This is a genomic window from Micromonospora sp. DT178 (assembly GCF_049841695.1).
GTDB lineage: Bacteria > Actinomycetota > Actinomycetes > Mycobacteriales > Micromonosporaceae > Micromonospora.
On the sequence record NZ_JBNCKV010000017.1, the window covers coordinates 133,247 to 155,887 of the forward strand.

20 protein-coding genes are annotated in these 22,641 nt (G+C 73.8%); 8 read left to right on the forward strand and 12 right to left on the reverse strand.

What is annotated here, in order from left to right; genetic code table 11:
- Positions 1–19 precede the first annotated feature (19 nt).
- From ACLQ22_RS25980 to ACLQ22_RS25990, 3 genes are read right to left on the reverse strand one after another with little or no spacing between them, the layout of a single operon-like run.
- The gene (locus ACLQ22_RS25980; protein ID WP_425694667.1) at positions 20–1,333 is read right to left on the reverse strand and encodes a PucR family transcriptional regulator; all 1,314 of its coding nucleotides are present in this window, start codon (positions 1,331–1,333) and stop codon (positions 20–22) included.
- A complete protein-coding gene (locus tag ACLQ22_RS25985) occupies positions 1,330–1,998 on the reverse strand; it encodes a response regulator (RefSeq protein WP_425694625.1) in 669 nt (222 codons plus the stop codon). The genes ACLQ22_RS25980 and ACLQ22_RS25985 overlap by 4 nt, the downstream gene beginning before the upstream one ends.
- Before the next feature lie 16 nt (positions 1,999–2,014).
- The gene (locus tag ACLQ22_RS25990) at positions 2,015–3,205 is read right to left on the reverse strand and encodes a sensor histidine kinase (protein WP_425694626.1); all 1,191 of its coding nucleotides are present in this window, start codon (positions 3,203–3,205) and stop codon (positions 2,015–2,017) included.
- A 235-nt stretch (positions 3,206–3,440) separates the two neighbouring features.
- On the opposite strand from ACLQ22_RS25990, the gene ACLQ22_RS25995 reads away from it, so the two are divergent.
- Together ACLQ22_RS25995 and ACLQ22_RS26000 are read left to right on the forward strand one after the other, a co-directional pair.
- On the forward strand, positions 3,441–3,779 hold the full coding sequence (locus ACLQ22_RS25995) for a hypothetical protein (protein ID WP_425694627.1): 339 nt from the start codon (positions 3,441–3,443) through the stop codon (positions 3,777–3,779).
- Between the two features lie 36 nt (positions 3,780–3,815).
- Positions 3,816–4,742, forward strand: coding sequence for an NADP-dependent oxidoreductase (locus tag ACLQ22_RS26000; RefSeq protein ID WP_425694628.1), 927 nt, complete (start codon positions 3,816–3,818; stop codon positions 4,740–4,742).
- A 136-nt stretch (positions 4,743–4,878) separates the two neighbouring features.
- On the opposite strand, the gene ACLQ22_RS26005 is transcribed toward ACLQ22_RS26000, so the two are convergent.
- The gene (locus ACLQ22_RS26005; RefSeq protein ID WP_425694629.1) at positions 4,879–5,529 is read right to left on the reverse strand and encodes a hypothetical protein; all 651 of its coding nucleotides are present in this window, start codon (positions 5,527–5,529) and stop codon (positions 4,879–4,881) included.
- 243 nt (positions 5,530–5,772) lie between these two features.
- Here ACLQ22_RS26005 and ACLQ22_RS26010 point away from each other — a divergent pair, with 243 nt between their 5' ends.
- Positions 5,773–6,420, forward strand: coding sequence for a copper resistance CopC family protein (locus ACLQ22_RS26010; RefSeq protein WP_425694630.1), 648 nt, complete (start codon positions 5,773–5,775; stop codon positions 6,418–6,420).
- Between the two features lie 220 nt (positions 6,421–6,640).
- Here the strand turns inward: ACLQ22_RS26010 and gltX are convergent, their stop codons facing one another.
- Genes gltX through ACLQ22_RS26025 form a run of 3 tightly spaced genes read right to left on the reverse strand, consistent with a single transcriptional unit; the run spans position 6,641 to position 10,704 of the window.
- Positions 6,641–8,050 (reverse strand): glutamate--tRNA ligase, encoded by a 1,410-nt coding sequence (gene gltX / locus ACLQ22_RS26015; RefSeq protein WP_425694631.1) that lies wholly within the window; start codon positions 8,048–8,050, stop codon positions 6,641–6,643.
- A 48-nt stretch (positions 8,051–8,098) separates the two neighbouring features.
- Positions 8,099–9,376, reverse strand: a complete 1,278-nt coding sequence (locus ACLQ22_RS26020; protein WP_425694632.1) for an MFS transporter — start codon at positions 9,374–9,376, stop codon at positions 8,099–8,101.
- Positions 9,373–10,704 carry a GH1 family beta-glucosidase gene (locus tag ACLQ22_RS26025; RefSeq protein WP_425694633.1) on the reverse strand — a complete coding sequence of 444 codons (1,332 nt, stop codon included), beginning with the start codon at positions 10,702–10,704 and terminating at the stop codon, positions 9,373–9,375. The genes ACLQ22_RS26020 and ACLQ22_RS26025 overlap by 4 nt, the downstream gene beginning before the upstream one ends.
- A gap of 186 nt (positions 10,705–10,890) precedes the next feature.
- Between ACLQ22_RS26025 and ACLQ22_RS26030 the strand changes: the two genes are divergently transcribed.
- Complete coding sequence (locus ACLQ22_RS26030; protein ID WP_121400347.1) at positions 10,891–11,337, forward strand: SRPBCC family protein; 447 nt, start codon at positions 10,891–10,893, stop codon at positions 11,335–11,337.
- Between the two features lie 136 nt (positions 11,338–11,473).
- Here the strand turns inward: ACLQ22_RS26030 and aceE are convergent, their stop codons facing one another.
- A complete protein-coding gene (gene aceE, locus ACLQ22_RS26035; RefSeq protein ID WP_425694634.1) occupies positions 11,474–14,218 on the reverse strand; it encodes a pyruvate dehydrogenase (acetyl-transferring), homodimeric type in 2,745 nt (914 codons plus the stop codon).
- 270 nt (positions 14,219–14,488) lie between these two features.
- Between aceE and ACLQ22_RS26040 the strand changes: the two genes are divergently transcribed.
- Positions 14,489–14,893, forward strand: coding sequence for a YjbQ family protein (locus ACLQ22_RS26040; protein WP_425694635.1), 405 nt, complete (start codon positions 14,489–14,491; stop codon positions 14,891–14,893).
- 40 nt (positions 14,894–14,933) lie between these two features.
- On the opposite strand, the gene ACLQ22_RS26045 is transcribed toward ACLQ22_RS26040, so the two are convergent.
- From ACLQ22_RS26045 to ACLQ22_RS26055, 3 genes are read right to left on the reverse strand one after another with little or no spacing between them, the layout of a single operon-like run.
- Positions 14,934–15,731: an ABC transporter permease subunit gene (locus tag ACLQ22_RS26045; protein WP_425694636.1), complete on the reverse strand. Its 798-nt coding sequence runs from the start codon at positions 15,729–15,731 to the stop codon at positions 14,934–14,936.
- The gene (locus tag ACLQ22_RS26050; protein ID WP_425694637.1) at positions 15,718–16,629 is read right to left on the reverse strand and encodes an ABC transporter ATP-binding protein; all 912 of its coding nucleotides are present in this window, start codon (positions 16,627–16,629) and stop codon (positions 15,718–15,720) included. Before ACLQ22_RS26050 ends, ACLQ22_RS26045 begins: the two co-directional genes overlap by 14 nt.
- On the reverse strand, positions 16,622–17,101 hold the full coding sequence (locus tag ACLQ22_RS26055) for a GbsR/MarR family transcriptional regulator (protein ID WP_425694638.1): 480 nt from the start codon (positions 17,099–17,101) through the stop codon (positions 16,622–16,624). Before ACLQ22_RS26055 ends, ACLQ22_RS26050 begins: the two co-directional genes overlap by 8 nt.
- A gap of 174 nt (positions 17,102–17,275) precedes the next feature.
- On the opposite strand from ACLQ22_RS26055, the gene ACLQ22_RS26060 reads away from it, so the two are divergent.
- The gene (locus ACLQ22_RS26060; protein ID WP_425694639.1) at positions 17,276–18,700 is read left to right on the forward strand and encodes a sugar porter family MFS transporter; all 1,425 of its coding nucleotides are present in this window, start codon (positions 17,276–17,278) and stop codon (positions 18,698–18,700) included.
- A 121-nt stretch (positions 18,701–18,821) separates the two neighbouring features.
- Here the strand turns inward: ACLQ22_RS26060 and ACLQ22_RS26065 are convergent, their stop codons facing one another.
- The gene (locus ACLQ22_RS26065; RefSeq protein WP_425694640.1) at positions 18,822–19,409 is read right to left on the reverse strand and encodes an NADPH-dependent FMN reductase; all 588 of its coding nucleotides are present in this window, start codon (positions 19,407–19,409) and stop codon (positions 18,822–18,824) included.
- A 93-nt stretch (positions 19,410–19,502) separates the two neighbouring features.
- Here ACLQ22_RS26065 and ACLQ22_RS26070 point away from each other — a divergent pair, with 93 nt between their 5' ends.
- Together ACLQ22_RS26070 and ACLQ22_RS26075 are read left to right on the forward strand one after the other, a co-directional pair.
- Positions 19,503–19,985, forward strand: a complete 483-nt coding sequence (locus tag ACLQ22_RS26070) for a MarR family winged helix-turn-helix transcriptional regulator (protein WP_366641864.1) — start codon at positions 19,503–19,505, stop codon at positions 19,983–19,985.
- A 51-nt stretch (positions 19,986–20,036) separates the two neighbouring features.
- Positions 20,037–22,535 (forward strand): transketolase C-terminal domain-containing protein, encoded by a 2,499-nt coding sequence (locus ACLQ22_RS26075; protein WP_425694641.1) that lies wholly within the window; start codon positions 20,037–20,039, stop codon positions 22,533–22,535.
- Positions 22,536–22,641 lie beyond the last annotated feature (106 nt).

Sequence of the window (22,641 nt, forward strand, 5' to 3'; positions counted from 1 at the left end):
TAGAACCTTTGGAGGGTTCCTACAAAAATCGGCGGCGATCATCACCTGTGTGTGGTGTTTTGTTGACACTCGTGGTCATTGTCTGGGTTGGTACCACCGGGACCACCGGGTCGAGCCGGCCGACGGTGAGGGCCACCTGGAGCGCGAACGCGTCCCGCGCCGTCAGCGGCGAGAAGCCGGTGACGTCGGAGATCCGCCGCAGCCGGTAGCGCACCGTGTTCGGGTGCACGAACAGGGACCGCGCGGCGCTCTCCAGCGTGCCGCCGGCCGCGAAGAAGGCGTCGAGGGTCTCCAGCAGTTCCCCGCCGGCCCGCACCAGCGCGGCGTAGACGTCGTGCCGCAGCCGTCGGCGCGCCTCCGCGTCCCCGGCCAGCGCCCGCTCCGGCAGCAGGTCGTCCGCCGGCACCGGCCGGGGCGCGGTCGGCCAGGCCGGTGCGGCCCGGAAGCCGGCCAGCGCGGCGCGCGCCGATTCGGTCGCCTCGTCCAGGCTCGGTACGGCCGGACCGACCACCACCGGCCCGTCCCCGAAGGCGCCGAGCAGCTTTCCGGTGGCCGCGACCGGGTCGGCGGCGCCGCCGAGCACGATGACCAGCCGGTCGCCGTGCACCCCGCCGATCACCTCCGTGCCGATGCGCCGGGCCTGCCGGTGGACGGTGTGCAGCACGGCGGAGACCTCCCCGCCGGGGGAGCGGCCGACCGCCACCGCCACCGGCGGGGCGTCCGCCCAGCCGAGCGCCGCCGCCCGGCTCGCCAGCACGTCCGGCGAGTCGCCCCGCAGCAGCGCGTCCACCAGCAGCGCCTGCAACCGGGCGTCCCACGAGCCGCGCGACTCGGCGGCCCGGGCGTACACCCGGGCGGCGGCGAAGGCGATCTCCCGGGAGAAGCGCAGCACCGCCTCGCGCAACTGCTGTTCCTCGCCCTTCGCCGCCAGGTGCGAGACCTGCTCCTCGACGACGTCGATCATCACCTTCACCAGCGCGACGGTCTGCTGGAGGCTGATCGAGCGGGCGAGCGCCTGCGGCGCGGTGGCGAAGACCTCGTCCGAGACCTCCTGGGTGCTGTCCGCACTGCCGCCGCCGTCACGCAGCCACTGCACCAGCGACCGGGCCCCGGCCTGGGCCACCAGCATCACCCAGGAGCGGTGGTCGGGCGGCAGGTCGCGGAACCAGGGCAGCGCCTCGTCCATCCGGGCCACGCTGGCGCTGGCCAGCGCCCCCGCCGCCCGCTCGATCCGGCGCAGCGTGGCCGACAGTTCCGTCCCGCCCGGCTCGCTCACCGCCCCAGCCTGACACGCCCCGACCTGCGGCTCCGCGCCGGGCGGGGGTGAGGTCAGGCCGGCGGCGGGGCGGGCAGTCCCAGGTCCTGGGCCAGGATGGCGGCCTGCACCCGGCTGCGCAGGTCCAGCTTGGCGAGGATCCGGCTCACGTGGGTCTTGGTGGTGCTCTCGGCCATCGCCAACCGGTCGGCGACCTGCTGGTTGGACAGGCCGAGCCCGAGACAGGCCAGCACGTCGCGCTCCCGGGGCGTCAGCGCGTCCACCGCCCCCCGGGTCGCGGCGGAGGTGGCCGGGGCGGTCGCCGCGAACGCGGTGATCAGGCGGCGGGTGACCGCCGGGGCGATGAACCCCTCGCCCCGGGCGACCGTCCGTACCGCCGCCACCAGCCCCTCCGCGTCGATGTCCTTGAGGACGAAGCCCGCCGCGCCGGCCCGCAGCGCCCCGAAGACGTACTCGTCGACGTCGAAGGTGGTGAGCACGAGCACGTCGGCGAGCCGGTCGGCGGCGATCTCCCGGGTGGCCGAGATGCCGTCCAGCCGGGGCATCCGCACGTCCAGCACCGCGACGTCCGGGCGCAGCTCCCGGCACAGCCGGACCGCCTCGGCGCCGTCCCCGGCCTCGCCCACCACCTCGACGCCGGCCGCCCCGGCCAGGATCAGCGCCAGCCCGGCCCGCACCGTCGGCTGGTCGTCGGCGAGCAGCACCCGGATCACCTCGGCCATGTCGCGCCCCGTCCCCTCACGGCGCCACCTCCGTGGGCAGCTCCACCCGTACCCGCCAGCGGCCCCCCGCCGGACCGGCGGCGAACCGGCCGTTGAGCAGCACCGCCCGCTCCCGCATCCCGATCAGGCCGGCGCCCGCGCCGGTCAGGGTGCCACGGCCGGCGCCGACCGGGTTCTCCACGCCCACCACCACCCCCGCCGGCTCGTACGCGACCAGCAGGTCGGCCTCGCCGGCGCCGTGCTTGAGCGCGTTGGTCAGCGACTCCTGCACGATCCGGTACGCGGCCAGGTCCACCCCGACCGGCAGCGCGCGGGGCTCGCCGCGCCGGGTCGCCCGGACGGTCAGCCCGGCGGCGCGGACCCGGTCCACGAGAGCGTCCACCTCGCTGAGCCGCGCCCGGGTCGTCTCGTCGGTCGCGTCGACGGCCGTCCCGCCCTCCGCCGGTTCCCGCAGCAGGCCGATCATCTGCCGCATCTCGCCCAGCCCCTGCACGCTGCTCTCCCGGATCACGCGCAGCGCCGACTCGACCTGCGACCGGTCGAGCCCGGGCACGGAGAGCGCGGCCGTGGCGTGGATGGCGACCGCGCTGAGGTGGTTGGCGATCACGTCGTGCAGCTCCCGGGCCATCCGGGCCCGCTCCGCGCCGACCGCCTGCCGGCGGTCCAGCTCCACCAGCCGGGCGGTCTGCTCGGCCCGGGCCCGCTCGGCGACCGCCTGGTCCCGGTACTGCCGCACGCTGATCCCGGTGAGCACCGGCAGCACCCCGGCCAGCACCACGGGCGCCCCGAAGCCCACGCCCCGCCAGTCGCCCCTCAGCAGCACCCCCACCGCCGTGCCGAGGACGCTCAACCCGACCATGACCTGGAGCAGCCGGCGCCAGGTCCGGGCCGAGCCGAACACGCACGCGTCGTAGAGCACCTGGGTGTAGACGAGGACGGTGGCCAGCGAGCCGCCCATCGCGAGGTCGGCCAGCACCGCCACCGTGCCGAGCGCCAGGCTGGCCCGGGTGGCGACCCGGCGCAGGCCCACGGCCACGCAGACCACCGCCAGCGGCAGCAGGAACAGCGGTTCCGGCAGGCCCGGATGCCAGGACAGTTGCGGCTGCGTGCCGAGGCCGTACATGACCGCCCCGCCGACCAGGGACGCGCACGCGAGCAGAAGATCGCGCCCACCCGTCCCGGCCCCCACCCGACTCCGCGCTCCCACCCCCCGATCCCACCACACCTCCCACCCCACCCGTTCCCGCCGATCATGCGGTCGTGGTGGGGGACGAAAGCTGCACCGGCGTACGAAATTCCCACCGCAACTCCATGATCGCGAGGGGAGGGGGTGTGCGGGGTGGGGGAGTCGGGTGGCTGCGGGGGGCGTCGGTGCCGGCCAGTACGGTGACAGGGCCCGTCGGAGCGACCCCGGCGGGTGGGGCGAGCGTGAGGAGACTCCGATGGCGCACGGGGAGGCCGAGCACGGCTGCGCCCAGGGCGAGCCCTGCCGGCCGGGCCACCACGAGCAGCCGGCGGCAGCCAAGCACCGCCGACTGCCCGGCGGGTTCCCGGCCCACTCGCCGGAGCACCCGGCCCGCGCGCCCGAGCGCCCCGAGGACGACGTCACGGTGCCCCGGCAGCGCGTCGCCGAGCCGGCTGCGACCGGCGAGGCCGAGCCGGCGGAGGCCCCGGGCTGCCGCAGCGACCTGCCCGGCTGGGCCGGCGCGCACCGGCACGGCCCGGTCCGTCCCCGGCAGCGCGTCACCCGCCGCGAGCGGCCGCCACGCCGCTGGTGCTGACCACGGCGACGCCGCCCGGCCGCTAGCGTGGTCGGGGTGAAGGCGATCGCGATCGACACGTACGGCCCGGCCGACCTGCTGACCGTCCGGGACCTGCCCGACCCGCCGGTCGGCCCGGACACGGTGCTCGTACGGGTCCGGGCGGCCGGGGTGAACCCGGTCGACTGGAAGGTGCGCGAGGGGTACCTGGCCGGTGCGATCCCGGGTCACTTCCCGCTCGTACCGGGCTGGGACGCGGCCGGGGTCATCGAGGCGGTCGGGCCGGCGGTGACCGGGTTCGCCGTCGGCGACGAGGTCGTCGGCTACGTCCGACGCGACCACGTCCAGTACGGCACGTACGCCGAACTCGTCCCGGCGCCCGAGCGGACGCTGGCGGCCAAGCCGGTGCGGGCGTCCTGGGCCGAGGCGGGCGGCCTGCCCCTGGCGGGCCTCACGGCGTACCAGGCGCTCCAGTCGGCCCGCACCGGAGCCGGCGACACGGTGCTGGTGCACGGGGCGTCCGGCGGGGTGGGCCACCTGGCGGTGCAGATCGCCCGCGCGCTCGGCGCCGACCGCGTGATCGGCACGGCCGGCGCGGCCAACCACGACTTCGTCCGGTCGCTGGGCGCCGAGCCGGTCGCGTACGGCGACGGGCTGGCCGACCGGGTCCGCGCGGTCGCGCCCGACGGGGTGGACGTGGTGCTCGACCTGTTCGGCGGCGACGCGCTCGACGTGTCGGCCGAGTTGGTCACCCGTCCCGCGCGGCTGATCTCGACGGCCGACCCGGAGCACGTCACCCGGCTGGGCGGCAGCTATCTGTTCGTCAAGCCGTCGACCGTGGACCTGGGCATGCTCGCCGGGCTGGTGGACGCCGGCCGGCTGACCGTCCACGTGGAACGGACGTTCCCGCTGGCGCAGGCGGCGGACGCGCAGCGCCTGGTGGAGGCGGGACACGTCCGCGGCAAGGTGGTCCTGGAGGTCTGACCCGGCCGGAGGCCGTGCGCGCCGGCCGGGGACGTCGGCCGTGCGCGTCGGCCCGCGACCGGCTCGCGCCGACCCGGCCCCGGGCGGGGCCGGCCCGGGGCGGTGGGGCGTCGGGTGACGGTCGGGCTGGCGCGGGTCAGCGGGTGCGGCGGCGGACCAGCAGCGCGATCCCGGCGAGCCCCGACGTGATGACCAGCACCACCGCGACGTTGAGCAGCAGCAGCCGCTGCAACTCGCCGAGCGCCTCGTCGATGTCCTTCGCCGGGTTGAGGGCGTCCTCCGGGATGACCCGCTCGCCGCCGCCGACGCCCCCGCTGACGGTGTCGAACTGCCGCTCCAGCGGCACGCCCGCCGTGCGGAGGGTCTCCGACATGCTGAGCCGGCCCAGGAACCAGCCCGCGACGGTCTTGCGGGCGTCCGGCTGCTTGGCCGGGCGGTAGACGCGCGGCCCGCCGACCGCCTTCGGGTAGAGGTCGTAGGTCTGCTTCGGGACGTCACCGGCGAACACCACGACGGTGTACTTCGGACCGAGGTCGGCCGCCTTCGGGCCCTTGGGCTGCCCTGTACGGCCGAGGAAGTTGACCTGGTCGATGATCGCCACCACGTGCGCCGGTTGGGCCTCGGCGCGCAGCCGCAGTGGCTCCGCCAACCCCTGCCCGGTGATCTCCACTCCGGCCGGTGCGGGCTTCGGTGCCGCCGTCGCCGTCCCGGCCGGACCGAGCGACAGGACCGCCGCCGCGAGCCCGCCCGCCAACACCGCGACCAACCGCCGCATCGTTCGGACCATCGCCGCCTCCTCGCCCCGTTCGATGGCTGGCTTGCTGCAGGTCACGCGTTGGTTGGCTGACGGGGGTGACCGAACCCGTGCAGGGTGCCACCCTCAAGACTGCGCAGAACGTCGATCGGTTGCAGCTCGTGGAACAGTAATTGGAACTATCTGTGATCCCGGCCCGACCAATGAACGGTAGCCGTTGATCAGCGGGCGGATCGTACCTTTACGGAGGGGTTCATGGGGGGCAGGTTCCCACGAGTGGCGCGCACCTGGCCAGTGGTGCTCGGCGTGGCGCTCGGTGTGTCGTTGTTGCTGCCGGCCGCGCCGGCGGCCGCCCACAACTCGCTGACCGGCAGCGATCCGCGCAACGGCGCCCGGGTGGCCGAGGCGCCGTCCCGGATCGAGCTGCGTTTCCTGGCGAAGGTGGACCCGAATACGACGAAGATCACAGTCACCGGTCCGGACAACGTGGCCGCGCTGGGCGGCGCGCCGACCTTCTCCGGCTCGCGGGTGAGCGTGCCGTTCAAGCCGGGCCGGGCGGGGCTCTACATCGTCGACTACCGGGTGGCGTCCAGCGACGGGCACCCGGTCTCCGGTGAGGTGCGGTTCACCCTGACCACCGGCACCCCCGCCGAGTCGCCGACCGGCGCGGGCACCGCCGGCCCGACCGCCCCGGCGTCGGCCGTACCGCCCTCGGCCGGCGCCGCGCCGACCTCGGCCGCTGCCGCGCCGACCTCGGCCGCGCCCGATCCGGCGGGCGCGGGCTCGCCGGGATCCGCGGTACCCGCGGCGAAGGAGAGCGACGACGCGGCCGGGCGCGGCTGGCTGTGGGCCCTCGGCGGCGTGCTTCTCCTCGCCGCCCTCGCGGCCGGCCTGCTGCTGCGCCGCCGCTCCGCCCGTCGCTGAGCGGCATCCGCCCCGACACCAGGACGCCCGGCTCAACGCCCCGGCATCCGGGCGCCCGGCTCAACGCCCCGGCACCCGGGCGCCCGGCTCAACGCCCCGGCACCCGGACGCCCTGCTCGACGCCGCGGCGCCCGGACGGCTCGACGCCGCGGCGCCCGGACCGGACGGTCCGGGCGCCGATGGATACGTCGCGCTGGCGTGGTGTGGCCCGTGCGGCGGCTCAGACCAGGCGGACCCGGGCGGCGCGCAGCCGGCTCAGGACGCGCTCGCGGCCGAGCACCTCCAGCGACTCGAACAGCGGCAGCCCGACGGTGCGGCCGGTGACCGCGACGCGCACCGGGGCCTGGGCCTTGCCGAGCTTGAGCCCGCGCTCGGCGCCGACCGCCTCCAGCGTCGACTTCAGCGTCTCCGCGTCCCACGACTCCAGCGCCTCGAACGCCGCCGTGGCGGCGTCCAGCAGCTCCGCCGAGCCCTCCTTCATCGCCTTGGCCCAGGCGGCCTCGTCGATCAGCGGCGCGTCGAGGAAGAGGAAGTCGACGTTCGGCACGATCTCGCTGAGCAGCGCGATCCGGGTCTGCGCCAGCGGGGCGACGGCCGCGAAGGCGTCCGCGTCGAACTCCTCCGGCTGCCACGGCGGCGGGGCGATGGTGCCGGTGCCCGTCAGCCACGGCCGGCAGGCCTCGACGAACTCCTCGACCGAGAGGGCCCGGATGTACTCGCCGTTGAACGCCCGGAGCTTCTTCTCGTCGAAGAACGCCGGGGAGGGGTTGACCTCCTCCAGCCGGTACTCCTCCTCGATCACCGACCACGGGACGATCTCCCGGTCGCCCGACGGCGCCCAGCCGAGCAGCATCAGGTAGTTGCGCATCGCCTCGGCCAGGTAGCCCTCGTCCCGGAACGCCTCCAGGGCCACCTTGTCCCGGCGCTTGGAGAGCTTCTGCCGCTTCTCGTTGACCACCACCGGCACGTGCGCCCAGATCGGCGGCTTGACCCCGAGGGCGTCCCAGAGGAGCTGCTGCTTGGGGGTGTTGGGCAGGTGCTCCTCCGCCCGGATCACGTGGGTGATCCCCATGGCCATGTCGTCGACCACGTTGGCGAGCAGGAAGACCGGCGAGCCGTCGCCCCGGGCGATGACGAAGTCCTCGATCAGCTTGTTCTCGAAGGTGGGCTCGCCGCGGATCAGGTCGACCACCACGGTCTCGCCCTCGTCGGGCGTGCGGAAGCGCAGGGCGCGCCCCTCGCCGGCCGGCAGGCCCCGGTCGCGGCAGAAGCCGTCGTAGCCCTGGTACTGCGAGCCGGTGCGGGCCTGCACGGCCTCGCGGGTGCAGTCGCAGTAGTACGCGCGGCCGGACTCGTGCAGCCGCGCGGCGGCGGCCCGGTGCTCGCCGGCGTACTGGGACTGGAAGTGGGGGCCCTCGTAGCTGCCGCGCTCGATGCCGATCCAGTCCAGCGCGGAGAGGATGCCCTCGGTCCACTCCGGCTTGTTGCGGGCCGCGTCGGTGTCCTCGATGCGGAGCACGAACACCCCGCCCTGCTGCTTGGCGTAGATCCAGTTCTGCAGCGCCGAGCGGGCGCCGCCGACGTGGAACATACCGGTCGGGGAGGGGGCGAAGCGTACACGTACCGTCACGTCCCCAGCCTACGGCGGCCCGCGACCGGATTCCGCCAGGGGTGCGGCTCAGGGCACCGAGCGGATCTTCAGCACCAGGACGCTGCCCAGCACGGTGACCGCCGCGGTGACCGCGTAGAGCACCGGATAGCCGCCGAGGTGCACCACTAGCGGGGCGGAGATCGCCGGCCCGAGCACCTGCGGGGCGGAGTTGGCGATGTTGATCACGCCCAGGTCCTTGGCCCGGTCGGCCGCGGCCGGCAGCACCTGGGTGATGAGCGCGGCGTCCACCGACAGGTAGACGCCGTAGCCGGCGCCGAGCAGCAGCGCGGCGACCACGGCCACCGGCCAGACCGGCGCGACGGCCAGCAGCAGCGCGGCGACCGCCATGATCCCGCCGGCGGTGATGACGAAGACCTTGCGCCGGCCGGAGCGGTCCGACAGTCGCCCGGCCACCACGGCGGTGGCCGCCAGGCCGGCCGTGTAGAGCAGGATCAGCACCAGCAGGCCGCCCTCGGGGTCGACGTGGCGCACCTCGTCGGTGAGGAAGTAGAGCAGGTAGAGCGTGCCGAGGGCGTTGCCGAGCTGCACCAGGAACCGGGTGATCCAGGCCCAGCCGAAGTCGGGGTGGCGGCGCGGCGAGATCCACATCGACGCGAGCAGGGCACGCCACCGCAGCGCCGGGCGGTGCGCCCTGGGCAGCGGGTCGTCGGCGGTGAGCAGCGCGAACGGCAGGGCCAGCAGTAGCACCGCCGCCGCCATCGCCACGTAGCCGGCGGCGGTGCCGCTCACCACGGCGGTGACCAGCACCACCCCGAGCACCAGCCCCAGCGCCTGGGGGATGCCGACCCAGCCGGAGACGCCGCCCCGCTGGGCGACCGGCACCCGGTCCGGCACGGCGGCGGTGAGGCTGGCCAGCATCGCGTTGAAGCAGACCTGCGCGGCGACCCAGCCGAGCGCGACCCCGGCGACGGTGCGTTGCTGCGCCAGCAGCACCAGGGCCGCCGCGCCGAGCAGCGCGCCGCCGGCGGTCCAGACGTGCCGCCGGCCGAACTCCCGCCCGGCCAGCCGCAGGCAGGTCCGGTCCGACAGCGCCCCGGCGAGGGGGTTGGCGAGCACCGCGGCGAGCGCGCCGATGCCGGTGACCACGGCCAGCGCGGTCTCCTTGTCGGCCGGCGCGATCCGCCCCAGCTGCTGCGGCAGCAGCACCTGGATCGGCGTGAAGAACGCCATCCAGACCCCGAGGTTCGCCGCGAAGATCAGCGCGATCCAGCCCCGCCGCACCGGCACGGTCGGCTCGGCGAGCGCCGCCGGCAGCGACGCGGGCGTCGGATCGACGGTGGTCACGGCCGGGCGATCAGGTCACGGAACCAGGCGTACGAGGACTTGGGCGTACGCGCCCGGGTGTCGAAGTCGACGTGCACGAGGCCGAAGCGCTTGGTGAAGCCCTCCGCCCACTCCCAGTTGTCCAGCAGCGACCAGACGAAGTAGCCGGTCACGTCGACGCCCTCGGCCATCGCCGCGCGTACCGCGCGCAGGTGCCCGTCGAGGTAGGCGATCCGCTCCGGGTCGTGCACCCGGCCGTCGGCGTCGGGCATGTCGTCGTACGCGCAGCCGCTCTCGGTGACCTGGATGGGCGGCAGGTCGTCGGCGTACGTGCGGCGCAGCCAGCCGAGCAGCTCGCGCAGCCCGTCGGGGGCGACCGGCCAGTCGAAGGCGGTGCGCGGGTATCCGTCGAGCGGCACGAACTCGAACGGCAGCGGCGAGGCCTCCTGCGGGGCGCGTACGCCGGTCGGGTTGTAGTAGTTGACGCCCAGCACGTCGATCGGCGCGGCGATCACGTCGAGGTCCCCGGCGCGCACCACGCCCGTGTCGAAGCCGAGCCCGTCGGGGTAGCCCCGGCCGAGCAGCGGGTCGGTGAAGAGGCGGTTGTGCAGCGCCTCGTACGCGGCGACGGCCGCCCGGTCGGCGTCGGTGTCCCCGGCCGGCCACACGGGCGAGTAGTTGTTGGCGATGGCGATCGGGCTGGTGGTGCGTGCCCGCAGCGCGGCGACGGCGAGGCCGTGGGCGAGCAGTTGGTGGTGGGCCACCGGGAAGGCGTCGAAGAGCAGCGTCCGGCCGGGGGCGTGCTCGCCCGTGCCGTGGCCGAGGCTCATGTGGATGAACGGCTCGTTGAGGGTGATCCAGAGCTTCACCCGGTCGCCGAGGCGGGCGGCGGTCGCGTCGGCGTACTCGGCGAAGCGGTGGGCGGTGTCCCGGTTCAGCCAGCCGCCCGCGTCCTCGAGGGCCTGCGGCAGGTCCCAGTGGAAGAGCGTGGCGACCGGGTCGACGCCGTGGGCGAGCAGGTCGTCGACGAGCCGGTCGTAGAAGTCCAGCCCGCGATCGTCGACCGGGCCGTCGCCGGTGGGTCGCACCCGGGGCCAGGCGATCGAGAAGCGGTACGCCGAGACGCCCAGCCCGGCCAGCAGCGCGACGTCCTCGGCGTGCCGGTGGTAGTGGTCGCAGGCCACGTCGCCGGTGCTGCCGTCGGCGATCCGCCCGGGGGTGTGGGCGAAGGTGTCCCAGATGGACGCTCCCCGCCCGTTCTCGTCGACGCCGCCCTCGATCTGGTAGGCGGAGGTGGACACCCCCCAGCGGAAACCGGCGGGGAACTCGGGCATCGCTGCGGTCGACATGCGCCCTCCCGGCGTACGTGAATCGTGTTCGCGACTCTAGAGCGCCGTCGATCGATGCGCCATAGGTCTTCCGGCGCCGCAGCGCAATGGATTTCGGCGTGTCTTTTCCAAACCCGTCCCAGTACGTCCGAATTTGCGCATAGAGTGCCGATATCGTGGGATGTCCTCACTGGAGGAAAGACGGAAATGATCCTCGTGGAACGCAGTGCGCACGTGATGGCGCCAGTGGAAGCGGTCTGGGACGTCGTGCAGCGGGCCGAGCAGTTGCCGGCCTGGCTGGCGGGGGTCCGTGCGGCCGAGGTGCTCTCGGGAGAGGGCTTCGGGCGACGACAACTCGTCCAGGCCGGACGCGGCGCCGCGCATGAGGCCGAGGTGATCGCCTATCAGGCGCCGACCCTGATCGGCTGGCGCGAACGCGCCAAGGGCGCCGGTGCCCGGGCAGAGGCGCGCACCGAGATCTACGTCCAGCTCACCGCGGACGAGGAGGAGGGCGGGACGATCGTGCGACTCATCGTCGTACGCTGGCCGGCCGGTCCGGTCAAGGCCGCCCTGCTCCGCCTCGGCCTGCGCAGGGTCGGCGCCGACCTGGAGGACTCGCTCGCCCGGCTGACCGATCTGGCCGCCGTCGGCTGAGCCGGGCACGTCCTGGCGTCACCCGCGACGGCGGTGGCCCGGTGTCCCCGCCAGGGACTCCGGACCACCGCCGCTTCGCTCGTCGGACGACGAAGGGCCCGGCGCGGGTGCGCCGGGCCCTTCGTCGCGGTACGTCCTAGCTGTCGCCGCCGGTCTCGCCGACCGGGGCCGCGTTCACGTCCTCGATGGCGTACTTCTTGGCCGCCTCGGCCGGCACGCTCGCCGGCACCGTGCCGCGCAGGGCGAGCTGCCGCAGCGTCGCCACCACCACCGACTCGGCGTCGACGTGGAAGTGCCGGCGCAGGGCGTGCCGGGTGTCGGACATGCCGAACCCGTCGGTGCCGAGCGAGGTGTAGTCGCCGGGCACCCAGCGGGCGATCAGGTCCGGCACCGCGCGCATCCAGTCGCTGACCGCGACCTTCGGGCCCTCGGCGTCGGCCAGCTTCTGCTGGATGTACGGCACCCGCTGCTCCGCGCCCGGGTTGAGCAGGTTGTGCTCCTCGCACTGCACCGCGTCCCGGCGCAGCTCCGTCCAGGAGGTCACCGACCAGACGTCGGCGGCCACGCCCCAGTCCTGGGCCAGCAGCTGCTGCGCCTTGAGCGCCCACTGCATGCCGGTGCCCGAGGCGAGCACGTTGGCCTTCGGCGCGTCGTCGCCCACCGACGGGGCGGGGGAGTAGCGGTAGATGCCCTTGAGCAGCCCCTCGACGTCCACCCCCACCGGCTCCGCCGGCTGGAGGATCGGCTCGTTGTAGATCGTCAGGTAGTAGAAGACGTTCTCCTGCGCCTCGCCGTACATCCGGTGCAGGCCGTTCTCCAAGATGTGCGCGATCTCGAACGCGAACGCCGGGTCGTACGCGACCACCGCCGGGTTGGTGGCGGCGATCAGCAGCGAGTGGCCGTCCTCGTGCTGGAGCCCCTCGCCGTTGAGCGTGGTCCGGCCGGCGGTGGCGCCGAGCAGGAAGCCCCGGGCCATCTGGTCCGCGGCGGCCCACAGCCCATCGGCGGTGCGCTGGAACCCGAACATCGAGTAGAAGATGTACATCGGGATCATCGGCTCGTCGTGGGTGGCGTACGCCGAGCCCGCCGCCGTGAACGAGGCGACCGAGCCGGCCTCGTTGATCCCCTCGTGCAGGATCTGCCCGCCGGTGGACTCCTTGTACGACAGGAACAGCTCCCGGTCGACCGAGGTGTAGCGCTGGCCGTGCGGCGAGTAGATCTTCTGCGTCGGGAAGAGCGAGTCCATGCCGAAGGTGCGGGCCTCGTCCGGGATGATCGGCACCCAGCGCTTGCCGAACTCCTTGTCCTTCATCACGTCCTTGAGCAGACGGACGAAGGCCATCGTGGTGGCCACCTTCTGCTTGCCCGAGCCGCGCTTGACGTCGGCGAAGCGCTCCGGGCCGGGGATGGCCAGCCGCTTCTGGCCGGAGCGCCGCGACGGCAGGTAGCCGCCGAGCTGCTGGCGCCGCTCCTTGAGGTAGGCGATCTCGTCGGACTTCTCGCCCGGCGTGTAGTACGGCGGCAGGTAGGGGTTGTCCTCCAGCGCCTTGTCCGGGATGTCCAGGTAGAGCCGGTCGCGGAAGGTCTTCAGGTCCTCCAGCGTCAGCTTCTTCATCTGGTGGGTGGCGTTGCGGCCCTCGAAGTGCGAGCCCAGCGTCCAGCCCTTGATCGTCTTGGCCAGGATGACGGTCGGCTGGCCGGTGTGCTCCATCGCCGCCTTGTAGGCCGCGTAGAGCTTGCGGTAGTCGTGCCCGCCCCGCTTGAGGTTCCAGATCTCGTCGTCGCTGAGGTCCTCGACCATCTTGCGGGTCCGCTGGTCGCGGCCGAAGAAGTGCTCCCGGACGTACGCCCCGGACTCCGCCTTGTAGGTCTGGTAGTCACCGTCGGGCGTGGTGTTCATCAGGTTGACCAGCGCGCCGTCGGTGTCCGCGGCGAGCAGCGGGTCCCACTCGCGGCCCCAGACCACCTTGATGACGTTCCAGCCGGCGCCCCGGAAGAACGCCTCCAGCTCCTGCATGACCTTGCCGTTGCCGCGCACCGGCCCGTCGAGCCGCTGGAGGTTGCAGTTGATCACGAAGGTGAGGTTGTCCAGCTCCTCGCGGGCGGCCACGCCGATCGCGCCGAGCGTCTCCGGCTCGTCCATCTCGCCGTCGCCCAGGTACGCCCACACGTGCTGGTCCGAGGTGTCCTTGATGCCCCGATGGTGCAGGTAGCGGTTGAACCGCGCCTGGTAGATCGCGTTCAGCCCGCCCAGGCCCATCGAGACCGTGGGGAACTCCCAGAAGTCCGGCATGAGCCGGGGGTGCGGGTACGACGGCAGGCCGCCGCCCGGGTGCGACAGCTCCTGGCGGAACCCGTCGAGCTGGTGCTCGGTCAGCCGCCCCTCCAGGAACGCCCGCGCGTACATGCCGGGCGAGGCGTGGCCCTGGTAGAAGATGTGGTCGCCGCCGCCCGGGTGGTCCTTGCCGCGGAAGAAGTGGTTGAAGCCCACCTCGTAGAGCGAGGCCGAGCTGGCGAAGGTGGAGATGTGCCCGCCGACGCCGATCTCGGGGCGCTGCGCCCGGTGCACCAGCATGGCCGCGTTCCACCGGACGTACGCCCGGATCCGCCGTTCCACGTGCTCGTCACCCGGGAACCACGGTTCGCGCTCCGGCGGGATGGTGTTGATGTAGTCGGTGGTGGTCAGCGACGGCACCCCGACCTGGCGCTCGCGGGCCCGCTCCAGCAGGCGCAGCATGACGTAGCGGGCGCGCTTGGTCCCGCGCTCGTCGATGACACCGTCGAGCGACTCGACCCATTCGCTGGTCTCTTCAGGGTCGATGTCCGGAAGCTGGCTCGGCAGACCAGCGGTGATCACCGGGCGCTTGCGTTCCGTAGCCACAGGCGTTCCCTCGGTTCTGTGTGGGATAGGTCTCTAGCGCCATCCTGCCTCCTGGTGGCACCCGCCGTCACGCCCACCGCCCGGAGACGCGACGCGCGACACAGGTACCCGCCGGTAACTTTGCGCTACCGGTGATGCGTCCCGTCCACCATGGGCGGGACGGCCGGCCCTCGCCCGGCCTCCCTACCCTGCGCGGGACTCCGGTGGCGGCTGGTCCGGTGGCGGGGACTCCGGCGGCGGTCACTGACCCGCTCGGGCAGAATGCGTCGTATGCGCAGTGCGGTGATCACGGTCCAGACCGGCTCCCGGCCGACCGTCCGGGACATCACGGCGGAGGCCGAGCGGTTCGTTTCCGGGCAGGGTGACGGACTGCTGCACGTCTTCGTGCCGCACGCCACGGCCGGGCTGGCACTCATCGAGACCGGCTCGGGATCCGACGACGACCTGCTCACCGCGCTCGACGACCTGCTTCCCACCGACGACCGCTGGCGGCACCGGCACGGCTCGCCCGGCCACGGACGCGACCACGTGCTGCCGGCGTTCGTCCCCCCGTACGCGACGCTGCCCGTGATCGACGGGCGGTTGGCGCTGGGCACCTGGCAGTCGCTCTGCCTGGTCGACCCCAACGGCGACAACCCCACCCGTACGGTCCGCTTCTCCTTCCTCCCCGGCTGACCGCCCCCGCCCCGGGTGGGGGCGGGGCCCTGCGCGCCGCTCAGACGGCGAGATCCCGCCGGGTGAACGCGGCGGTGCCGACGGCGACGAGCAGCCCGGTGGCGCCGAGCAGCAGCAGCGCGCCGACCGGCTGCACCCCGTCGACCAGCGGCGAGCCGCCCAGGTACCAGTGGAACGGGGAGAGCTCGCGGGCCCAGACCAGCCCCTCGACCTGTGGGAAGACCGAGTTGGCCAGGTAGCCGAGCACGGCCACGCCCGCCCCGGCGCCGAGCGCGGCGGCCCGCCGGCCGGTAGCCGCCCCGACGGCGAAGGCGAGCGCGGCGAAGGCCATCCCGAACAGGGCGAGGTGCAGGGTCATCGCGGCGAATCCGCCCGCGCCGATCCCGTCGAACTCCGCGGGGCCGCTCAGCCCCACCAGGGCCAGGCCGAGCAGGACGGCGATCGCGACGATGCCGACCGCCACCGCGGCGAAGCGCAGCAGCGCGAGCCGGGCCCGGCCGACGGGGTGGGCGAGCACCAGGTCCAGCGTGCCGGCCTCCTCGTCGCCGGCCACCGCGCGGGCTCCGGCCGCGATGGCGAAGACGGCGACCAGCAGCGGCACCAGCAGCCCGTAGACGGCGCTGCCGAGGTAGCCGGCGGCGCTGGTCAGGTCGCTGTAGTTGAACGCCTCCAGCAGCCCCTCCGGATACGCCTCCAGCGCCTTCGTCATCTCGGGGGTCTGCATCGTCGGCCAGAACGAGGCGTACATCGCGCCGACGGCGACGATCGCCACGGTCCAGCCGACCAGCGATCGGCGCGCGTCGTGTAGCGCCTTGGTGAACGGGTCACGCAGCAGCACGGACGGCCCCTTCCCGGGAGTAGTAGCCGAAGAACAGTTCCTCCAGGTCGGGCTCCGCGGAGAGCAACCCGACCACGATGTGCCCGGCGGCGGCCTTGACCAGCGCGTCCGCCCGCCCGTCCAGCCGGCACCGAAGGACGGTCCCGGTGACACTGACCTCGCTGACGCCGGGCAGGGCGGCGAACTCCGCCTCGGTGACCGGGTCGGCGAAGCTGATCTCGACGTGGCGGACGGCCTGCTCGCGCAGCTCCTCGACCCGGGCCACGGTGACCAGGTGGCCCTCGCGGACGATGCCCACCCGGTCGGCGGTCTGCTGCACCTCGCTCATGACGTGCGAGGACATGAACACCGTCCGTCCGTCGGCGCGTGCCTCCCGCACCATGGCGAGGAACTCCTGCTGGAGGAACGGGTCCAGCCCGCTGGTCGGCTCGTCGAGGATCAGCAGCTCCGGGTCGTGCATGAACGCCTGCACCACGCCGACCTTCTGCCGGTTGCCCTTGCTGAGCCCCCTGATCCGCCGGCCGAGGTCCAGGTCGAGCCGGGCGGCCAGCTCGTCGATCCGGGTCCGGGGCACCCCGCCGCGCAGATTGCCCAGGTAGGTGAGCAGCTCCCGGGCGGTCTGCCGGCCGTCCACGACGAAGTCGCCGGCCAGGTAGCCGATCCGGCGGCGCAGCGTGACTCCGTGGTGGCGAGGATCCGCGCCGAGCACGCTGATCCGGCCGCTGGTCGGGCGGATCAGGTCGAGCAGCAACCGGATCGTGGTGGACTTGCCGGCCCCGTTGGGGCCGAGGAACCCGTACACCTCGCCGCGCTCGACCCGCAGGTCCAGCCCGGTCAGGCCGCGGTTGCGGCCGTACGTCTTGACCAGGGCCTCCGTCTCGATGGCAGGCTCAGTCATCGCCCTCTCCCTTCCCCGGGTACTCGGCCTCGAAGCGTTCGACGAGCTTGGGCACCTCGCGTTCGACGAACGCGTAGAAGTCGCGCATCACCCGCAGCCGCTCGCTGCCGGGCGCGTCCTCCCCGCCGATGACACTCAGGCCCTGCTCCATCAGTTCGCGGAACACCCGGAACTTGGCGGCGTCGGCGGCGATCCGGATGATCGCGTCGGGCCTGACCTCGTACGCGTGGCCCCGGTGGCCCGGCACCGGCACCCGCCGGGCCAGGCCGCTGCTCTCCAACATCCGCATGCCGGTGCTGACCGAGCCCTTGGACAGGCCGAGCCCGTTGGCGAGCTGGCTGCTCGTCTGGCCCGGCGGGTCGCAGATCAGCAGCCAGCCGAGCAGCTTGCCGTACGCCGGGGGCAGGCCGAGGCCGCTCAGTACGACGGCGGCGTCCTCGGCGTAACGGCGCTGGGTGGAGAGTTTCGTCATCAGCTCCTCGTTCCAAACGTTCAGAAGTTTCTGAATGAACAGTACGCCCGACGCCTGCAACGAGGGAAGGCCGTCCGCCTCAGAGGTGTCACCCGAGGGCGGCGCCGGTGGCCCGGCACTCCGACATCTGCGTTCGCAACGGAAGGAACGACCCGCTGAGGCAGCATGAACGCCATGGACGCCGGCGATGGCGGGGCGAAGGCGGAGCCGGGCGGGCGCCCGGAGGAGCGCCGTTCGGCCGTCCTGGTGGCCGGGGCCGCGGCGATCGGCGGCTTCCTGTTCGGCTACGACACGGCCGTGATCAACGGCGCGGTGGACGCCATCGAGGCCGAGTTCGGCCTCTCCCCGCTGGTGCTCGGGGCCGCGGTCTCCTCGGCCCTGGTCGGTGGCGCCGTGGGCGCCTGGTTCGCCGGGCCGCTGGCCGACCGGATCGGCCGGGTGGGGGTCATGCGGATCGCCGCCGTCCTCTTCGCGGTCAGCAGCGCGGGCGCGGCTCTCGCCGTGGGACCGGTCAGCCTGACCGCGTGGCGGGTCGTCGGCGGTCTGGCCGTCGGCGCGGCGAGCGTGATCGCTCCGGCCTACATCGCCGAGGTGGCGCCGGCCGAGCAGCGCGGGCGGCTCGGTTCCCTCCAGCAGCTCGCCATCGTCTCCGGCATCTTCGTCGCGTTGGTGGTCGACTACGCCCTGGCCACCCTGGCCGGCGGTGCCGGTGCGCAGGAGCCATGGGGCGGTGCGGCGTGGCGCTGGATGTTCGCCTCGGCCGCGGTTCCCGCGGTGGTCTACGGGGTGGTCGCGCTGCGGATCCCCGAGTCGCCCCGCTACCTCGTGCGCCGCAAGCGCTACGACCAGGCTCGCGCGGTGCTCAGCAAGTACGTGGGCGACGGGGTGCGGGTGGGGGAGATCGACCGGTCGCTCGCCGGAGGCGGGCGGGGGACGCGGCTGTCACAGCTACGCGGCGATCCCGCCGAGCGGCGGCTGGGACTGCTGCCGATCGTCTGGGTCGGCATGGTGCTGGGGGCGTTGCAGCAGTTGGTCGGCATCAACGTGGTCTTCTACTACTCCACCACGCTGTGGCGGGCCGTCGGCTTCGAGGAACGGGACGCGCTGGTCACGAGCGTGATCACCAGCGGCACGAACATCGTCGCCACGCTCATCGCGATCGCGCTCGTCGACCGGGTCGGCCGCAAGCCGTTGCTGGCCGTCGGCGCTGGCGGCATGGTGCTCACCCTCGCCGTCCTCGCCTGGTGCTTCAGCCGCGCCACGGGATCGGGGGAGAACGTCAGCCTGCCGCCGACCGTGGGCGTGATCGCCCTCGTCACCGCCAACCTCTACGTCGTGTCCTTCGCCGCGAGCTGGGGACCGGTGCTCTGGGTGCTGCTCGGCGAGATGTTCAACAACCGGATCCGCGCCGCCGCCATCGCCGTCGCCGGAACCGTCCAGTGGACCGCGAACTGGTTGGTGACCGTCAGCTTCCCCGCCATCGCCGAGGTCGGGCTCACGCTCGCGTACGGCGTCTACACCGCCTTCGCGGTGCTGGCCCTCGTCTTCGTGGCGCGCGCCGTACCGGAGACGAGGGGCCGCGAGTTGGAGACGATGTGAGCGTTCGACGATCGTGGGGCGGCGGCGTCGGTCGCGGCGGCGCCCGGCGGGGCGTCGCGCCGCCGACCCCACGATCGTCGGGTCGCGCCGCCGACCCCACGATCGAGCCGGCCGCTCGGGGTCAGGCGGTGGCGAGAGCGAGCCGGGCCACGCGGACCCTGGTGGTCAGGGCGTCGAGCAGGCCGCGCAGCAGCGCCCGGGTGGTCTCGTCCGTGACGGTGCCGTCCGGGGCGATCTTCTCGTGCGCGTTGGTCACGATGATCTCCGGCTTGCTGAGCACCGTGGAGTCGGTCCACAGGAACAGCTGCCGGAGCTGGAGCTGGGCCCGGACGGTGCCCATGCCGGTCGGCGCCGCGCCCATGATGGCCACCGGCTTGTGCGCCAGCGGCGACACCCAGGAGGTGACCGGGAAGCTCGGCCGGGACGCCCAGTCGAGCGCGTTCTTCAGCACCCCGGGCACCCCGTAGTTGTACTCCGGGGTGGCGATGAGCAGCGCGTCCGCCGCCGCCACCCGCCGGCGCAGGTCGACCACGGGCGCCGGCGGCGTGGCCTCGACGTCCTCGTCGAAGGGCGGGATGGCGCCCAGTCCCTCGTACCGCTCGATGGTCAGCCGCTCCGGGGCGAGGCGCTGCGCGGCCCGGATCAGCGCGGTGTTGTACGACGCGTGGCGCAGGCTGCCGGAGATGGCGAGGACCGAGAAGTCGGACATGGCGGGGTGCCTCCGTTCGGCGCTCGACGCGATTTGCGTGAGCAGCTAAACAGTAGAGCTACTAAACTATTGACCGCAAGTAGGATGTGGGGCATGGCGCAGCACACCGCCCCCTCCACCCCGCCGCATCCCGCCGACCGCGCGGCGTTGGCCGGCGACGTGGTGCGCCGGATCACGCACGTCGCCGCCGCGCTGCGCCACCACCAGGACCTGGAGATCGCCGAGCTGGGGCTGACCCCCGCGACCGCGCGAGCGCTGCACGAGCTGGACCCCGATCGGCCGCTGCCGGCCCGCGACCTCGCCGAAGGGCTGGGCTGCGACCGCTCCAACGTGACCGCCCTGGTCGACAAGCTGGAGCGGGCCGGGCTGGTCGAGCGGCACCCCGACCCCGCCGACCGGCGGCAGAAGACGCTGGTGGTGACCGGGCCGGGGCGGCAGGTGCGGGCCCGGGTGCACCAGGTCATGACGGACTCCCGGCTGCTTGCCGGGCTCACCGTCGAGGAGCTGGCGACCCTGCGCGAGCTGGTCTGGAAGGTCTCCGACGGCGGCTGCCCCGAGCGGTGCGACGACGACTGAACCACACCGCGTCATTCGTGTCCGAGTGGGCGCACGGGCCGCTCGTCGGTAATGCTGTCCGACGTGACCACCCCGCAAGATCTCGACGATTGGTTCCGGGAGACGCTGGCCGCGCTTGCCACCCCGCCGCAGCGGCGTGACCCCGCACGGCCGGTCACCGACGACACGACGCTGACCGGCGCGCGGGCGCTGGACCTCTTCGACGCGCAGGCCACCAGCCGCCAGCTCGACCTGGCCGGCCGGTGGCTGCACAGCTTCGGCGAGGGCTTCCACACGATCGGCTCCGCCGGCCACGAGGGAAACGCCGCGCTCGCCGCCGCGCTGCGCGCCACCGACCCGGCGCTGCTGCACTACCGCTCGGGTGCCTTCTACTGCGTCCGCGCCGCCCAGGCCGCCCGCTCGACGCCGGGCGAGCGGCCCGGGGCCGAGCAGGACGGGGTCGACCAGCCGGCTGCGGCCGACCGGCCCGTCGAGGCCGCGCCGGCCGACCCGGACGTTCCCGGCGACTCCTCCGCGCCGGACGCCCCGGACCCGGAGGAGCCGACCGGCGGCTCCGGGTCCGTCGTGGAGCGGCCGCTGCGCCCTGGGTACGCCGAGGCGGCCCGCGACGTGCTGCGGGGCATGGTCGCCTCCAGCCACGAGCCGCTCTCCGGCGGGCGGCACAAGGTCTTCGGCCGTGCCGACCTGGCCGTCGTCCCGACCACCCCCACCGTCGCCTCGCACCTGCCCCGCGCCGTCGGGATGGGACTGGCGGTGGAGCGGCTGCGCCGGCTGGAGACCTCCGGTCGGCGGGACGGGGTGCGGGTCGGCAGTGGTGGGGGCGCCGCGCAGGCGTCCTGGCCGTCGGACGCCATCGTGGTCTGCTCGTTCGGCGACGCCTCGGTCAACCACGCCAGCGCCACCGCCGCGTTCAACACCGCCGGCTGGTACGACCACACCGGCCTGCGCATCCCGGTGCTCTTCGTCTGCGAGGACAACGGCCTCGGCCTCAGCGTCCGCTCCCCGAAGGGGTGGGTGGAGACCACGCTGCGCTCCAAGCCGGGTGTCCGCTACTTCGCCGCCGACGGCGACGACCTGGTGCGGGCGTACGAGGTGGCGGCCGAGGCGGCGGCCTGGGTGCGCCGGCACCGCCGCCCCGCCGTGCTCCACCTGTCGACCGTACGGCTGATGGGGCACGCCGGCGCGGACGCCGAGACCGCCTACCGCAGCGCCGAGGAGATCGCCGCCGACCTCGACCGCGACCCGCTGGCCGGCACCGCGCGGCTGCTGGTCGGGGCGGGGGTCGCCACCGGCGGGGAACTGCTGGCCCGCTACGACGAGATCGGCTGGCAGGTGCGCCGGATCGCCGAGGAGGTGCTGGACGAGCCGAAGCTGACCGCACCCGCGGAGGTGCTGGCCCCGCTGGCCCCGCGCCGGCCGGTCCGCCTCGCGCGGGCGGTGGCCGACGCGGCGGCCCGTGCCGCAGGCCCCGGCGCCGCCGCCCGTACGGAGGCGTTCGGTGGCCGGCCGCCCGAGCTGACCGGCCCGCTGACGCTGGCGCAGAGCATCAACGCCGCGCTCGCCGACGGGATGCTCGACCACCCCCAGATGGCCGTGTTCGGCGAGGACGTCGGCGCCAAGGGCGGCGTCCACGGGGTGACCGAGGGGCTGCGCGACCGCTTCGGCGCGGCCAGGGTCTTCGACACGCTGCTCGACGAGACCTCGATCCTCGGGCTGGGGCTCGGCGCCGGGCTGGCCGGCATGCTGCCCGTGCCCGAGATCCAGTCCCTGGCGTACCTGCACAACGCCGAGGACCAGGTGCGTGGCGAGGCCGCCACGATGCAGTTCCTCTCGCAGGGTGCCTTCCGCAACCCGGTGGTGGTGCGGGTGGCCGGCCTGGCGTACCAGGAGGGCGGCGGGCACTTCCACAACGACAACTCGGTGGCCGTACTCCGGGACGTGCCGGGCCTGGTGATCGCGGTGCCGGCGCGGCCGGACGACGCCGCGCCCATGCTGCGCACCTGCCTGGCCAGCGCGGCGGTGGACGGCAGCGTCTGCGTCTTCCTGGAGCCGGTCGCGCTCTACCACACCCGCGACCTGTACGCCGAGGGTGACGGTGAGTGGCTGGCCCACTACGCCGAGCCCGGCGCGTGGACCGGCGGTCACGTGCCGATCGGACGGGCCCGCGTCTACGGCGTCGGCTCTGCCGAAGACGTCACGATCATCACTTTCGGTAACGGGGTGCCGATGTCGCTGCGCGCGGCGGCGACCCTCGCCGACGAGGGGATCGGCACCCGGGTGGTGGACCTGCGCTGGCTGTCCCCGCTGCCGGTGGCCGACATCATCCGGGAGGCGGCGGCGACCGGCCGGGTGCTGGTCGTGGACGAGACCCGCCGCTCCGGCGGGGTCGGCGAGGGGGTCATCGCGGCCCTGGTGGATGCCGGATATGTCGGGGCAGCGCGGCGAGTGGCCGGAGTTGACTCGTTTGTACCATTAGGTCCGGCGGCCCGTCAGGTTCTGGTCTCCGAGGAAGCAATTACCCAGGGTGCCCGCACGCTTCTGGCACGGTAAATTCCGTTCCACCCGGTGCGCCACTTGCGCGGGGAGCCACAACTGTGTGGACTTTGCCTGACGGCGTCGACGCGGCGCCGCGGGCAGGGATGAGATGAGGAGGCAC